The organism is Pseudooceanicola sp. (assembly GCF_041987405.1).
Taxonomy (GTDB): domain Bacteria; phylum Pseudomonadota; class Alphaproteobacteria; order Rhodobacterales; family Rhodobacteraceae; genus Pseudooceanicola.
Map to the genome: position 1 here is coordinate 438,148 of NZ_JBHIWR010000002.1, position 13,215 is coordinate 451,362.

The window sequence follows — 13,215 nt, forward strand, 5'->3', positions numbered from 1 at the left end:
GGTCAAGAGCGCAAGTGGAGGTGAAGGGTGAGCCAGGACGGAACACAGGCAATACGGCGGGCCGCCGCCATCCTGCAACGCATCGCCCATGTCACCGAACAGGAGCCGCCGACCCTGCGCGGCATCTCCCAGGCGGTCGATCTGCCGCGGTCGACCGTGCATCGCATCCTGAAATGCCTCACCGACGAGGGGCTGGCCCATTACGATCCCAAATCGCGGCGCTATGAAATCGGCATGCTCAGCTATGAATTAGGCCTCGCCGTGACCGACCGCGTGCTGCAGCTAGTGCCCTGGACCACCGCTGTCGACCGTGTTGCCGCCAGGGCCAATGTCACGACCTACCTGATGCGCCGCTCGGGGATGGAGGCTGTCTGCGTCCACAAGGCCGAGGGGCGGACCGTGATCCGCGTGATCCCCGTGGAGGTCGGACAGCGCCGCTACCTTGGCGTCGGCGCCGGGGCCACTGCCCTTCTGGCCGGGCTGCCGGACGAGACGGTGAACCGGGTGATCGCCGCCGTCGCCCCCGACCTCGACGCCTTCGCCGATCTCACTCCCGAGCGCATCCGCGACGCCGTCGCCCAGGCCCGCCGCACCGGCTATGCCGAAAGCGAGGGCCGCGCCTACAGTTCCATCTACGGGCTGGGGATCGGGGTGAAGGCCCATTCCGAAGAGCCCGACATCGCCATCTCCATCGCCGCCCACGCGCCAGAGGTCGACAAGGCCCGCATCGCCGAATGGAAATCCATCATCGACGAGGAAATCGCCGCGACTCACGCCGCGATCAAGGCGCGGGCGGCGGCGCAGTGATGGGGTAGGGGCCGTCTTAGTTTCGGTATTTGGATCGGACTTTTGGCATGGGGCACCTCTGGTGTCGCACGCTGCTCTGAAGGCTTTGTCGCTGGAACGCGGCCGGAGACAGAAAGTCACTACTCCCCGCGCTTCAGGTCCAGTGCTCGTTCAGTTGTCCAGACGCTGTCTGCACCGCCCCAGGAACCACTCCGGACCTCATGAACGCGCACCGAGGTCGCATCCTGCATCGATTTGCCAGCCACCTTTCCAAAGGCTCGTGCTGTCTCCGAAATCATTTGCGCTTTTTCTTCGTCCGAGAAAACACCTTCCAGGACGTGAATATCAATAAGGGGCATGCCATCTCCTGAAGATTCGAAATGCCAGCAGCTTACCAGAAAACACCAGGATCGCAGTCATAGCCGCCGCGCCTTTGAAAGACGTTGCAGGTCGTACGGTTCAATTCTGCAAGGATGAGGCGATCATAGGCTCAATACTGGTTAACGCTGGTGATGTCTTGAGCGCTGCCGCAACCGCTCGATTTGTACGGTCAAAACAACCGCGCCTGCCCGAAGGGGCAGACCTACGTAGAGCAATCCAGAAGGGAAGTTTGGTGGAGCCTAGGGGGATCGAACCCCTGACCTCTTGCATGCCATGCAAGCGCTCTCCCAGCTGAGCTAAGGCCCCATTTGCACGGGTGTGTTCACCCGTGCGGCGTTCTCTATGGGAAGGCGTGGGGCTGATCAAGCGAAAAATCCGCCCGCCCCGCGCCGCCGGAAATCAGTCGTCGCTGTCGTCCGGAACATCCGCCAGTTCGTCGAGAGAGACGTTGTCGTCATCGTCATCGTCGTCCAGCAGATCGTCGTCGATATCGACATCGACATCATCGTCGTCCAGGACGACATCCTCGTCTTCGGCCTCTTTGGCCTTCTTGGTCGCCGCATCCTCTGCATCGGCGGCGATCATGCGGTTCTTCGTCTCGTCGAATTCGACGACTTCACCCGTGTAGGGGCTGACGATCGGGGACTTGTTCAGGTCGTAGAACCGCTTGCCGGTGGTGGGGCAAAGGCGTTTCGTACCCCATTCTTCCTTGGGCATATGTGTTCCCTTTCAGATGACATCTCTTGCCGACGATCCGCGTCCACTGCCATAAGCGACTTTGGGTGTCAAAGGCTTTCCGGCATGACGCGGCGGGCGAATAACGGGGCAGATATGGGTCAGTATGTGCTGCCGGGCAACCCCCCGGTGGAAATCAACCTGAAACGGTCGGGTCGTGCGCGGCGTCTGACGCTGCGTGTTTCGGCGCTGGACGGCCGCGTGACGCTGACCCTGCCGCGCGGCGTGTCGGAAAAGGCGGGCCTTGCCTTCGCCGAGGAAAAGGCCGACTGGCTGCGCCGGAACGCCACCCGCCATGGCGATGTCACGCAGGTCGCCTTCGGCATGACCCTGCCTGTCGAGGGGCGCGACCTGGCCGTCATCCCGGGCAGCGGACGGTCGGTGCGGATCGAGGGGGACCGGATCATCGTGCCGGATGATCCTGACCGTCTGGGCGCGCGGCTCTCCGGCTATCTCAAGACCCTGGCGCGGGACCGGCTGGCCGCCGCCTCCGATCACTATGCCGCCCGTCTGGGGCGGGGCTACGCCCGCCTGACCCTGCGGGATACCAGGTCGAGGTGGGGCTCCTGCTCTGCGGAAGGAGCCCTAAGCTATTCCTGGCGGCTGATCATGGCCCCGCCCGCCGTGTTGTCCTACGTCGCCGCGCATGAGGTCGCGCATCTGGCGGAGATGAACCATTCCGACCGCTTCTGGGCCAAGGTCGAGGCGATTCACGGCCCCTACCGGGTCGAACGCAGCTGGCTGCGCACCGATGGCCCGGCCCTGCATCGCATCCGTTTCGACCGTCCGGTCTGAAATTCCGGCGGGCCGCTCTTGACCTCCGGTTCGCCTGTGATCACAAATCAGTCATGTTGATGCAAACCCGCCCCGACCCGTCTCCTGCTGCCCATGAACGCGTGTATCGCGGGCTGCGTACCCGCATCATGCACGGAGAGATCCCGCCCGGCGAATCCCTCACCCTGCGCGGCATCGGCAAGGAATTCGGCGTGTCGATGACCCCGGCGCGGGAATCCATCCGGCGGCTGGTGGCCGAGGGGGCGTTGACGCTCTCCTCCTCCGGGCGCGTCTCCACCCCCGAGATCACCAACGAACGGATCGAGGAACTGGCCGCCCTGCGCGCCCTGCTAGAGGTCGAGCTGGCTTCCCGCGCTTTGCCGCGCGCCCATATCGCGCTGATTGACCGGCTTCAGACGATCAATTCGACCATCTCCGACGTGGTCGCCCGGCATGATGCCGTGGGCTATATCCGGACCAACCTGGAGTTTCACCGCACCCTCTATCTGCGCGCGCAGGCGCCCGCGATGCTGGCCATGGCGGAAACCGTCTGGCTCCAGCTCGGCCCGACGATGCGCAAGCTTTACGGGCGACTGCACCGCAAGGAATCGCCTCATTTCCACCGTCTCATCATCGCCGCGCTGAAGGCCGGGGATGAACCGGGACTGAGGCTGGCGGTGCGGTCGGATGTGACCCAGGGGCTGAGGATGCTGCAGACGTGATCCGCCTCTGGGGCTTCCGCTACAGCGTCTATACCTGGATCGCCCGGATGGCGCTGGCGGAGCGGGGGCTGGCCTACGACTGGTCCGAGGTGAACCCCTTTGATCCCGAGGCCGAGAACCCCCATCCCTTCGGTCGCGTGCCCCTGCTCGACCACGACGGCGCCCGGATCTTCGAAACCGCCGCCATCACCACTTATCTCGACGAAGCATTCCCGGGCGACAGTTGGACGCCCGACGCGCCGCTTTCCCGGTCCCGGGTCACCCAGGTGATCGGCATGGTGGACAGCTACGGCTATTGGCCGATGGTGCGGGATGTCTTCGGTCCGGCGGTCTTTGCCCCGGCGACCGGCCGCGCGCCCGATCAAGAACGGATCGACGGAGGCCTGCGCGACAGCCTCCCCGTTCTGGATGCACTGGAGGAGATCGCGGCCGAAGGGGTGGTGCTTAACGGTGCCCTGACCCGGGCCGATCTGCACCTGGCCCCGATGGTGGGCTATTTCGCCGCCCATCCACCCGCGGCGGAGCTACTGGGCGAACGACCCTGTCTGTCGGCATGGTTTTCGCAAATCCGGCAGCGCCCCAGCTATCTGGACACGCAACCGGGCCTGCCGGAAAACAGTCTCTGATCAGGGCGAAAACGCCTCAGGCCGCCAGACCCTTGGACCCGATGGCCATGAATTTCGCCCGCCGGTCCTTCAGCAGCTTGTCGCGGCTCTGCCCCTTCAACTCGCCCAGCATCTGACCGATCGCTTTGCCGACCGCCTGCACCGTCGCGTCACGGTCGCGGTGCGCGCCGCCCAGGGGTTCGGGGATCACCCGGTCGATCACGGCCAATTCCAGCAGGTTCTGGGCAGTGATGCGCATCGCCTCGGCCGCTTCGCGCATCTTTTCGGCGTCCTTCCACAGGATGGAGGCGCAGCCCTCCGGCGTGATCACCGAATAGACCGAATGTTCCAGCATCGCGACGCGGTTTGCCGTGGCAAAGGCCACCGCCCCGCCGGACCCGCCTTCGCCGATGACGACAGAGACGAAGGGCACGCCGATCTGCAGACACTTTTCCGTCGACCGGGCAATCGCCTCGGACTGGCCGCGCTCCTCCGCGCCTTTGCCGGGGTAGGCGCCGGGGGTATCGACCAGCGAGACGACGGGCAGGTTGAACTTGTCCGCCATCTCCATCAGCCGGATCGCCTTGCGGTAACCCTCGGGGCGGGCCATGCCGAAATTGCGTTCGATCCGGCTTTTGGTGTCATTGCCCTTTTCATGGCCGATCACCATCACTGGCTGGTCGTTGAACCGCGCCAGCCCGCCCATTACCGCATGATCATCGGCAAAGTTCCGGTCGCCGGCCAGCGGCGTGTATTCCTGGAACAGCTCTTCGATGTAATCGCGGCAATGCGGCCGATCCGGGTGCCGCGCGACCTGACATTTTCGCCATGGTGTCAGCGACTTGTAGAGATCGCGCATCATGGTTTCGGCCTTGGCGTCCAGCGCCTTGGCCTCGTTTTCGATATCCATGCCCTCGTTCTGCCGCGCCATGGCGCGCAACTCGCGCGCCTTGCCTTCGATCTCGGCCAGGGGCTTCTCGAAATCGAGATAGCTGGTCAGCTCATGCGCGGGTCGGTCGGTCTTCGTATCGGCCATCAAGGTACCTCCGGACTAAGGGCGTATATGCATATGGGCGCCGGGCTTTGCAACTCCGCAAGATTTGCCGGACCATGTCGTGGCAAGACCGGGTCGCAATCTGAGGAAACGCATGTCCAACCGATACGAGGCCCGGCTGCTGCGGGTGATCGACCACATCTTTGCCAATCTGGCGGGCGATCTGTCCCTCGACGCCCTCGCCGATGTCGCGGCGATGAGCCGCTTTCACTGGCACCGTGTCTATCACGCCATGACCGGCGAAACCTGCGCCCAGACGGTGCGCCGGGTCCGGCTGCATGTGGCGGCAAGCGAGTTGACCCGCAGTGACCGCCCCGTCGCATCCATCGCGGCGGAGGTCGGCTATACCGACCGGGACAGTTTCGACCGGGCTTTTCAGGTGCAATATGGCATGTCACCGGTCGTCTTCCGGTCGCGTGGCGTGCCCTTTCCCTTCATCCGCAAGACAAAGGAGACAGGCCAGGTGTTCCCCGTCGAAATCCGCGATCTTCCCGCCCGCCGCCTGATCGGGCTGCCGCACAAAGGCGCCTATTTCAGGATATCGGAGGCTTTTTCCCGCCTTGATGTCATCATCGCCGCCAGGGGCCTTTTCCCGCAGACGCGCGGCATGGTTGCGGTCTTCTACAACGACATCTCCCTCGTGCCGGAGGAGGATCTGCAAAGCTTCGCCGCCTTCGAGGTCGGCTCCGATCTGACCTGTCCCGAGACGCTGGAGGAACGCAGCATCGCCGCCGGTCCGCAGGCCGTGCTCACCTATCGCGGGCCCTATATGAACCTGCCCGCCGCCTATGAGTACCTCTTCGGCACCTGGCTGCCTGCCTCTGGCCGCGATCCGGGCGAAACCCCGGCCTACGAGTGCTATCTCAACACGCCGATGGACACCGCGCCAGAGGACCTCGTGACCGAAATCCACCTGCCGCTGGAGTGACCGATGACCAAGCTGGATGTGAAAAAAACCGAAAAACCCCTGTATTCGGGTCGAAACGGCACCTGGGAGGAGATCACCGTGCCGCCAATGACCTATCTGACCGCCACCGGACAGGGCGATCCGGGGGGCGAGGTCTTTGCCGCGGCGGTGGAGGCGCTTTATTCCCATGCCTATCCCCTGAAATTCGAGAGTAAGGCTGCCGGTCAGGACTATGTCGTCCCCCCGCTGGAGGCGCTGTGGTGGGCCGATGATCCGGCGGATTTCGTTGCGGGGAATCGTGCGCGATGGCAATGGAAGGCGATGGTGCGGGTGCCGGTGCCGGTGACCGAGGCGATGCTGTCCGCCGCCCGCGCCAAGGCGGCGAAGAAGCTGGGCGATGCCGCGCCTGAAGTGCGACTGGAGGAGATCGACGAGGGGCTGTGCCTGCAATGCCTGCATGTCGGCCCCTATGCCGACGAAGCCCCGGTCCTTGCCCGCCTGCACGACGAGATTATGCCGTCCAGGGGCCTCACCTTCGGCCAGCCGCACCACGAGATCTACCTGGGCGACCCCCGCCGCACCGCGCCGGAGAAACTTCGCACCCTGCTACGTCAGCCGGTTGTGCCCATTGGCTAAGTTAGCGACAGCGCGTGCCGCAGGGCCAGTTCCGGGCTGCTGAGCACCGGCACCGCCAGTTCTGCCAACCCCGCCGCCGCCCCGGCCATGGAGGCCTGCGCGAGGATCACCACATCTCCGCCATGGGCCATCCAGTCATCGCGCACCGCGCGCGCCACCGCCCAGGGAAACACGCCGACCTCACCGGTTTCAAACAGCCGCCACAGCCCGGTCAGGTCCAGCATGCGCAGCGCCCCGGCCTCTCCACCCTCGGCCAGGAACAGATCGCGGCTCGCCTCCCGAGTGCTGTCCAGCGCATAAGCCATGACGGCGACACCACCGATCCGCACCGCCGCCTGCATCATGGGCTGGTCGATCCGCACAGCCCCCAATCGCGCCGCCGCAGGGCCAAGCGTCGTGCAACTGCACAGAACCGGCCCCTCCGCATCCGCGATCACATCGGCCAACCGCGCCTCCAGATCCACGCTGACCCCGCCCGACCGCGCCTCCGCCAGCCAGTCTTCGCACACCAGATGTCGCAGCTCCGCCCCCGGCGCGATCCGGTCGCGCAGGTGGTCGAAGGTCGCCACATGGACAGCGGCGGTATGCAGGAGGGTCAGGGCCATGCCCTAATGGTAGACCACCGGCACCAGCGACGCGACCAGAAGCGCGGCCATCGTCCAGTTGAATGCCCGCAGCCGCGCCGGATTGGTCAGCAGCCGCCGCATTTCCTGCCCGAGGAGGGTCCAGACCGACAGGCAGGGCACGCAGACCGCCGCGAACATCACCGCCACCAGCAGGATCGCCAGAACGCTGCGGTCCGCCGCATAGACGGTGATCGCGGTCAGCGCCATGGTCCAGGCCTTGGGGTTGACCCATTGGAACGCCGCTGCCTGCAGAAAGCTGAACGGACGACCCCGCGCGGCGGCGTCACCATCGGGCGGGGCGGCATGGGCGATCTTCCAGGCCAGGAACAGCAGATAGGCGACGCTGACCACGGTAAGGATCTGATGCACAACGGGAAACCGGTCAAATACCTGGATCAGCCCGACCCCGACCAGCAGGGTCATCACCGCAAATCCGATGGCGATCCCCAGCATATGCGGCAGGGTCCGCCGATAGCCGAAATTGGCTCCCGAGGCCATGACCATCAGGTTGTTCGGCCCCGGCGTGACCGTGGAGACAAGGCAGAAGGCAAACAGGGCGAACAGCAGATCGGGGCTCATCACGGCAATCCTTGGTTTGGCGCAACAATAGGTGGCGATCTGCCGTATGAAATTGCATAATTGGCCAGTGGGAGCCCGGCAGGAGCAATAAATGTCAAATCTGGACCAGATCAACCAAAAGATATTGCGCGAACTGTCCCGCGACGGCCGCGTCTCCAACCTCGATCTGGCGGACCGTGTCGGCCTCTCCCCCTCCGCCTGTCTGCGCCGGGTGCAGGAGCTGGAGCGCAGCGGGGTGATCCGCGGCTATCGTGCCGTACTGGATCCGATCAAGACCGGCGTGGGGTTCACTGCCTATGTCACTGTGGGCCTGAACAGCCACACCAAATCCGCGCAGGAGGCTTTTGAACGCGCCATCGCCGACGCGCCCGAGGTTCGGGAATGTCACAACATCACCGGAGCCTGGGAGTATCTGCTGCGGATCGAGGCGGCCGATCTGACCGCCTACAAGGCCTTTCACACCGAGGTCCTGGGCACCGTGCCGCAGGTCAGCGCGATCACCTCCTACGTGGTGATGGCCTCGCCCAAGGACGAGCGCGCCTGATCAGTTGCAGTATCTGGCCTGTTCCCGGATCGCCTGGCCGGAGCCCTTCAGCTCCACCGGCAGGGTCTGGCCCTCGACGGTCAGCATCCGTCCCCCCTGCAGTCTTGCCAGAAAGGCCTCTTTTTCGGCCTCATCCGCAAAGGTGAGTGCATAGCCAAAGACGTTGCCCTTGACGAAATGCGGGTCCCGGGTCTTGCCGGTGAACTCCCACGCGACGCGCTGTTGCGTGCCGTCCACGGTCAGCCCGACATCCTTGGCGGACATCCGGCGCGGATAGGCCAGCCGCACCGAAGGGGCGCCCTCATCGCAGCGAATGGAGAAATACTCGCCGACCGCCGACCGTTCCTGCGTCAGATACATCAAGATGCCGTTCTGGCTTGGATCCTTGGACTGAACCCATTTTCCCTCAAAGACCTTCATTGCGTCATTCTCGATCACCTCGGCTCGCAGGGGCAGGGCGGCCAGGCAGGTCAGAAGAACGGGGGCAATCTTGCGCATGGGATACTCCGGTTGGCTTGGTCTCTTTTTAGGACCTCTCCCGGTTCTGCCAAGGGGGCAGGGACGAAAGGCGATCAGAATCCCGTGACAGCCGTTGGATCCTGCGGACATGACAAGGCCCGCCGCGGGGGCGACGGGCCTTGTTTTGATCCGGTGGAAAATCAGGCCATGCTGGCGATCAGCTCCGCCTGTTTCACGATCACTTCGGCCTGTTTGATCGAGGCGATATCGACCAGGCGGCCGTTGTAGACGACGGCGCCGGCGCCTGTGCGCTGTGCCTCTTCCATGGCGGCGAGGATTTCCTTCGCCTCGGTCACCTTGGCCTCCGGCGGGGTGAAGACCTCGTTCGCCAGGGCAATCTGGTTCGGGTGGATCGCCCACTTTCCGACCATGCCAAGCGTGGCGGAGCGCAGCGCTTGCGCGCGGAACCCGTCGGGGTCGGAGAAATCGCCAAACGGCCCGTCGACCGGCAGCACCCCATGGGTGCGGCAGGCGGCGACGATGGCGGTCTGCGCCCAATGCCAGGGATCGGACCAGTACTTCTGACCCTCACGCAGCATGTAGTAATCCTCCTGGGTGCCACCGATCCCGGTGGTCTGCATTCCCATGGAGGCCGCGAAATCCGCCGCGCCGAGGCTCATCGCCTCCAGCCGGGGCGAGGCCGCCGCGATTTCCTCGACATGGGCGATCCCGGCTGCGGATTCGATGATGACCTCGAGCTTCAGCTTCTTCTTCCGCCCCTTCGCGGCCTCAATCGAGGAAATCAGCGCATCCACCGCGTAAATATCGGCCGCGCAGCCCACCTTGGGGATCATGATCATGTCGAGCCGCTCGCCCGCCTGTTCGACGATGTCCACCACGTCGCGGTACCAGTAAGGCGTATCCAGACCGTTGATCCGCACCGAGAGGGTCTTGTTGCCCCAGTCGATATCGCCGATCGCCTCGATCACCAGCTTGCGCGCCTGCGGTTTGTCATCGGGGGCCACGGCATCTTCGAGATCGAGGTTGATCACATCCGCAGCCGAGGCCGCCATTTTCGGCGGCAGCTTGGTGTTGGAGCCGGGGCCGAAGAGCTGGCAACGGTTCGGACGGGCGGGCGGGGTCGGCTGAAGACGGAAGGACATGGCGGCTCCCTGGGTAAGGATATTTCGTTTTTGCTGGGTAGATGGGTATTAAATTACTTTGCCGGGGGCAACTGCATATTGCGCTGCGGCGAAACTGCTATGGTGAGGTGGAAAGCAGCGGCTGGAGAGATCATTGCGCAAGAATTCAGCGGTTTCTCGGAAAATATCGGGATATCGTCCCAATATCCGGTTTCGCACCTGCGAAAAAGCAACCACCTCCCCCTGGGAATCGTACACTCTGAGCGAAACAACGGAGCTGCCCCGATGATCGAAACACCCTATCTCCTCTTCCTGGGCGACGCCCCTGACAAACTGGCCGCCAAGGTGGCCCAGGGTATTCGCGACTGGCGTCCCGACAATGCCGTCGGCCAATTCCGCATGGAGGGCTGCAAGGCCGACATGGGCCTGCCCGACATGACCCTGGCCGAAGCCCGTGCTGCCGGGGCCAAGACCCTCGTTATCGGCGTCGCCAATCGGGGCGGCGTGATCTCTGCCGCCTGGAAAAAGGTTCTGGTGCAGGCGCTTGAGGAGGGGTTCGACCTGGCTTCGGGCCTGCACAACCTGCTGCGCGACGAACCGGACCTGAAGGCCGTGGCCGAGGCGACGGGCCAACAGCTGCACGACGTGCGCATTCCGACGGTGAAATACCCGATCGCCAATGGCGAGCCGCGCCGCGGCAAACGCTGCCTTGCCGTGGGCACCGACTGTTCGGTCGGCAAGATGTACACCGCCCTTTGTATGGATCGCGAGATGAAAGCGCGGGGGTTGAAGTCCTCGTTCCGGGCCACCGGCCAGACCGGCATCCTGATCACCGGCGAAGGTGTGCCGTTGGATGCGGTGATCGCGGATTTCATGGCCGGCTCCGTCGAATGGCTGACACCGGACAATGACGCCGACCACTGGGATCACATCGAAGGGCAGGGAAGCCTGTTCCACGTCTCCTACTCCGGCGTGACCATGGCGCTGATCCACGGCGGCCAGCCCGATGCCTTGATCCTGGCGCATGAACCCACGCGGGAGCATATGCGGGGCCTGCCCGGCTACGCCCTGCCGTCGCTGGAGGCCCTGCGCGACACCGCCCTGCCGCTGGCCCGGGTCGCCAACCCGGCCTGCGAGGTTGTCGGCATCTCCGTCAACACGCAGAACATGGGCGAGGACGAGGCAAGAGCCTATCTCGCCGAGCTCGAAGACCGCATGGGCCTGCCCGCCACCGATCCCTACAGGTTCGGGGCCGACAAGCTGGTGGATGCGCTGATCGCGCTCGGGTAACCCTGTTCCGGGGGCGTCCGTTGGATGCCTCCGGCGGGAATATTTTCGGCAAGATGAAGGAGCGGCGCGTGCAACTTTCGGTGACGGCGGACACCTTTCCGCTGGCAGAGGTCTTTACCATCAGTCGCGGCAGCCGGACGGAGGCACATGTGCTGACCGTCAAGGTGACGGATGGCACCTGGACGGGATGGGGCGAATGCGTCCCCTACGCGCGCTACGGCGAGACGCTGGACAGCGTGACCGCCGAGATCGAGGGTCTGTCCCTGCCGCTGGACCGCGCGGTGCTGCAAGAGGTCCTGCCCGCCGGGGCCGCGCGCAATGCCGTCGACTGTGCCCTGTGGGATCTGGAGGCGAAGCGCGCGGGCAGGCGGGCATTTGAACTGGCGGGGGTGCCCACGCCGGGGCCGGAGATCACCGCCTACACCCTGTCGCTGGCCGATCCCGAGGTCATGGAGGCCTCGGCCCGCAAGAACGCACATCGCCCGCTGCTCAAGATCAAGCTGGGGACGCCGGATGACATGCCCCGGCTGGAGGCCGTGCGGCGCGGCGCCCCCGAGGCGCGGATCATCGTCGATGCCAACGAGGGCTGGTCGGCGGAAGTCTATGCCGACCTCGCCCCGCATCTGGTCCGCCTGGGCGTGGCGCTGGTGGAACAGCCGCTGCCCGCCGGTGAGGACGAGGCCCTTATCGGGATGGAGCGTCCGGTGCCCGTCTGTGCCGACGAAAGCTGCCACGACCGCGAGAGCCTGCCCGGGCTGAAGGGCAAATACGATGTGGTGAACATCAAGCTCGACAAGACCGGCGGCCTGACCGAGGCGCTGGCCCTGCGCGAGGCCGCCCTGGCCGAGGGCTATGACATCATGGTCGGCTGCATGGTGGGATCCTCGCTGGCCATGGCGCCGGCGGTGCTGGTGGCACAGGGGGCGATGATCACGGATCTTGACGGGCCGCTCCTGCTGGCCCAAGACCGCGACCACGCCCTGCGCTTTGACGACAAGGGCGTGCACCCGTCTGACCCGGCCCTCTGGGGCTGATCCGCCGAAAAGGAGTTCACCATGTCCCGCATCGTTTACGTGAACGGGGAATATCTGCCGGAAGCCGAAGCCAAGATCTCGGTCTTTGACCGGGGCTTCCTCATGGCGGATGGCGTCTACGAGGTGACCTCCGTCCTGGATGGCAAGCTGGTGGACTTTGACGGCCATGCCAAACGTCTGGACCGCTCGCTGACCGAGCTCGACATGGCCAACCCCGTGACGATGGACGACCTGCTGGCGATCCATCGCGAGCTGATCCTGAAGAACGACCTCAAGGAGGGCGGCATCTATCTGCAGATCACGCGCGGCGCCCCGGCAGACCGCGATTTCGCCTTCCCCGATCCGGCTGAAACGCCCTCCTCCATCGTGCTTTTCACGCAGGAGAAGAACCTGGCCAACGCGCCTGCCGCACAAACCGGCATCAGCGTGATCTCAATCGACGACCTGCGCTGGGCCCGCCGCGACATCAAGACCGTGCAGCTGCTCTACCCCTCCATGGGCAAGATGATGGCCAAGAAGGCCGGGGCCGACGATGCCTGGATGGTCGAGGATGGCCTGGTGACTGAGGGCACCAGCAACAACGCCTATATCGTCAAGGGCGGCAAGATCATCACCCGGCAGCTGTCCAACGACATCCTGCACGGGATCACCCGCGCCGCCGTGCTGCGCCTGGCCAAGGAAGCGCAGATGGAGGTCGAGGAGCGCGGCTTCACCATCGAAGAGGCGAAAGAGTCGGACGAGGCTTTTGTCACCTCGGCGACCACCTTTGTTCAGCCCGTGGTCAGGATCGACGAGGCCGAGGTCGGCGAGGGCAAGCCGGGCCGCATCGCCCTGCGTCTGCGCGAGATTTACATCGACGAAGCCCGCAAGAAGGCGATCTGAGCGAGGGCCCCGGCCCAACACCGGGGTCTGCGATCCGAGCCGCATATCCGTTTCGTAGA

General features: G+C 64.7%; 17 protein-coding genes and 1 tRNA gene. 10 read left to right on the top strand and 8 right to left on the bottom strand.

What is annotated here, in order from left to right; all coding sequences use genetic code 11:
* The first annotated feature begins 27 nt into the window (after positions 1-27).
* Entirely contained in the window at positions 28-807 is a 780-nt protein-coding gene (locus ACFC2Y_RS06890; protein ID WP_375173989.1) for an IclR family transcriptional regulator, read from the top strand.
* A 119-nt stretch (positions 808-926) separates the two neighbouring features.
* Here the strand turns inward: ACFC2Y_RS06890 and ACFC2Y_RS06895 are convergent, their stop codons facing one another.
* The 3 genes from ACFC2Y_RS06895 to ACFC2Y_RS06905 all read right to left on the bottom strand — a co-directional run bounded on the left by ACFC2Y_RS06895 (position 927) and on the right by ACFC2Y_RS06905 (position 1,884).
* A complete protein-coding gene (locus ACFC2Y_RS06895) occupies positions 927-1,145 on the bottom strand; it encodes a 4-oxalocrotonate tautomerase family protein (RefSeq protein WP_375173988.1) in 219 nt (72 codons plus the stop codon).
* Positions 1,146-1,397: 252 nt separating this feature from the next.
* Positions 1,398-1,473, bottom strand: a tRNA-Ala gene (locus tag ACFC2Y_RS06900).
* A 93-nt stretch (positions 1,474-1,566) separates the two neighbouring features.
* Positions 1,567-1,884 carry a TIGR02300 family protein gene (locus tag ACFC2Y_RS06905; RefSeq protein ID WP_375173987.1) on the bottom strand — a complete coding sequence of 106 codons (318 nt, stop codon included), beginning with the start codon at positions 1,882-1,884 and terminating at the stop codon, positions 1,567-1,569.
* A 114-nt stretch (positions 1,885-1,998) separates the two neighbouring features.
* On the opposite strand from ACFC2Y_RS06905, the gene ACFC2Y_RS06910 reads away from it, so the two are divergent.
* The 3 genes from ACFC2Y_RS06910 to ACFC2Y_RS06920 are packed head-to-tail and all read left to right on the top strand — an operon-like array spanning position 1,999 to position 4,024.
* On the top strand, positions 1,999-2,697 hold the full coding sequence (locus ACFC2Y_RS06910; protein ID WP_375173986.1) for a M48 family metallopeptidase: 699 nt from the start codon (positions 1,999-2,001) through the stop codon (positions 2,695-2,697).
* A gap of 53 nt (positions 2,698-2,750) precedes the next feature.
* Entirely contained in the window at positions 2,751-3,398 is a 648-nt protein-coding gene (locus tag ACFC2Y_RS06915; RefSeq protein WP_375173985.1) for a GntR family transcriptional regulator, read from the top strand.
* On the top strand, positions 3,395-4,024 hold the full coding sequence (locus tag ACFC2Y_RS06920; RefSeq protein ID WP_375173984.1) for a glutathione S-transferase family protein: 630 nt from the start codon (positions 3,395-3,397) through the stop codon (positions 4,022-4,024). Before ACFC2Y_RS06915 ends, ACFC2Y_RS06920 begins: the two co-directional genes overlap by 4 nt.
* Before the next feature lie 16 nt (positions 4,025-4,040).
* Here ACFC2Y_RS06920 and ACFC2Y_RS06925 read toward each other — a convergent pair whose 3' ends face one another.
* Positions 4,041-5,003, bottom strand: coding sequence for an acetyl-CoA carboxylase carboxyltransferase subunit alpha (locus tag ACFC2Y_RS06925; RefSeq protein WP_375174416.1), 963 nt, complete (start codon positions 5,001-5,003; stop codon positions 4,041-4,043).
* Between the two features lie 148 nt (positions 5,004-5,151).
* Between ACFC2Y_RS06925 and ACFC2Y_RS06930 the strand changes: the two genes are divergently transcribed.
* Together ACFC2Y_RS06930 and ACFC2Y_RS06935 are read left to right on the top strand one after the other, a co-directional pair.
* Entirely contained in the window at positions 5,152-5,985 is an 834-nt protein-coding gene (locus ACFC2Y_RS06930; RefSeq protein WP_375173983.1) for a GyrI-like domain-containing protein, read from the top strand.
* A gap of 3 nt (positions 5,986-5,988) precedes the next feature.
* Positions 5,989-6,600 carry a GyrI-like domain-containing protein gene (locus ACFC2Y_RS06935; RefSeq protein WP_375173982.1) on the top strand — a complete coding sequence of 204 codons (612 nt, stop codon included), beginning with the start codon at positions 5,989-5,991 and terminating at the stop codon, positions 6,598-6,600.
* On the opposite strand, the gene ACFC2Y_RS06940 is transcribed toward ACFC2Y_RS06935, so the two are convergent.
* A complete protein-coding gene (locus tag ACFC2Y_RS06940; RefSeq protein WP_375173981.1) occupies positions 6,597-7,205 on the bottom strand; it encodes a hypothetical protein in 609 nt (202 codons plus the stop codon). The two genes, ACFC2Y_RS06935 and ACFC2Y_RS06940, sit on opposite strands and share 4 nt — an antisense overlap.
* Positions 7,206-7,208: 3 nt before the next feature.
* Complete coding sequence (locus ACFC2Y_RS06945; RefSeq protein ID WP_375173980.1) at positions 7,209-7,805, bottom strand: LysE family translocator; 597 nt, start codon at positions 7,803-7,805, stop codon at positions 7,209-7,211.
* A 91-nt stretch (positions 7,806-7,896) separates the two neighbouring features.
* On the opposite strand from ACFC2Y_RS06945, the gene ACFC2Y_RS06950 reads away from it, so the two are divergent.
* On the top strand, positions 7,897-8,349 hold the full coding sequence (locus tag ACFC2Y_RS06950; protein WP_375173979.1) for an Lrp/AsnC family transcriptional regulator: 453 nt from the start codon (positions 7,897-7,899) through the stop codon (positions 8,347-8,349).
* Here ACFC2Y_RS06950 and ACFC2Y_RS06955 read toward each other — a convergent pair whose 3' ends face one another.
* Complete coding sequence (locus tag ACFC2Y_RS06955; protein WP_375173978.1) at positions 8,350-8,847, bottom strand: hypothetical protein; 498 nt, start codon at positions 8,845-8,847, stop codon at positions 8,350-8,352.
* A 161-nt stretch (positions 8,848-9,008) separates the two neighbouring features.
* Positions 9,009-9,971 (bottom strand): L-malyl-CoA/beta-methylmalyl-CoA lyase, encoded by a 963-nt coding sequence (locus tag ACFC2Y_RS06960; protein ID WP_375173977.1) that lies wholly within the window; start codon positions 9,969-9,971, stop codon positions 9,009-9,011.
* Between the two features lie 264 nt (positions 9,972-10,235).
* Between ACFC2Y_RS06960 and dgcN the strand changes: the two genes are divergently transcribed.
* From dgcN to ACFC2Y_RS06975, 3 genes are read left to right on the top strand one after another with little or no spacing between them, the layout of a single operon-like run.
* Positions 10,236-11,240 (top strand): N-acetyltransferase DgcN, encoded by a 1,005-nt coding sequence (gene dgcN, locus ACFC2Y_RS06965; protein ID WP_375173976.1) that lies wholly within the window; start codon positions 10,236-10,238, stop codon positions 11,238-11,240.
* A gap of 53 nt (positions 11,241-11,293) precedes the next feature.
* Positions 11,294-12,274, top strand: a complete 981-nt coding sequence (dgcA, locus tag ACFC2Y_RS06970; protein ID WP_375173975.1) for an N-acetyl-D-Glu racemase DgcA — start codon at positions 11,294-11,296, stop codon at positions 12,272-12,274.
* A 21-nt stretch (positions 12,275-12,295) separates the two neighbouring features.
* A complete protein-coding gene (locus ACFC2Y_RS06975) occupies positions 12,296-13,156 on the top strand; it encodes a D-amino-acid transaminase (RefSeq protein ID WP_375173974.1) in 861 nt (286 codons plus the stop codon).
* The last annotated feature ends 59 nt before the right edge of the window (positions 13,157-13,215 follow it).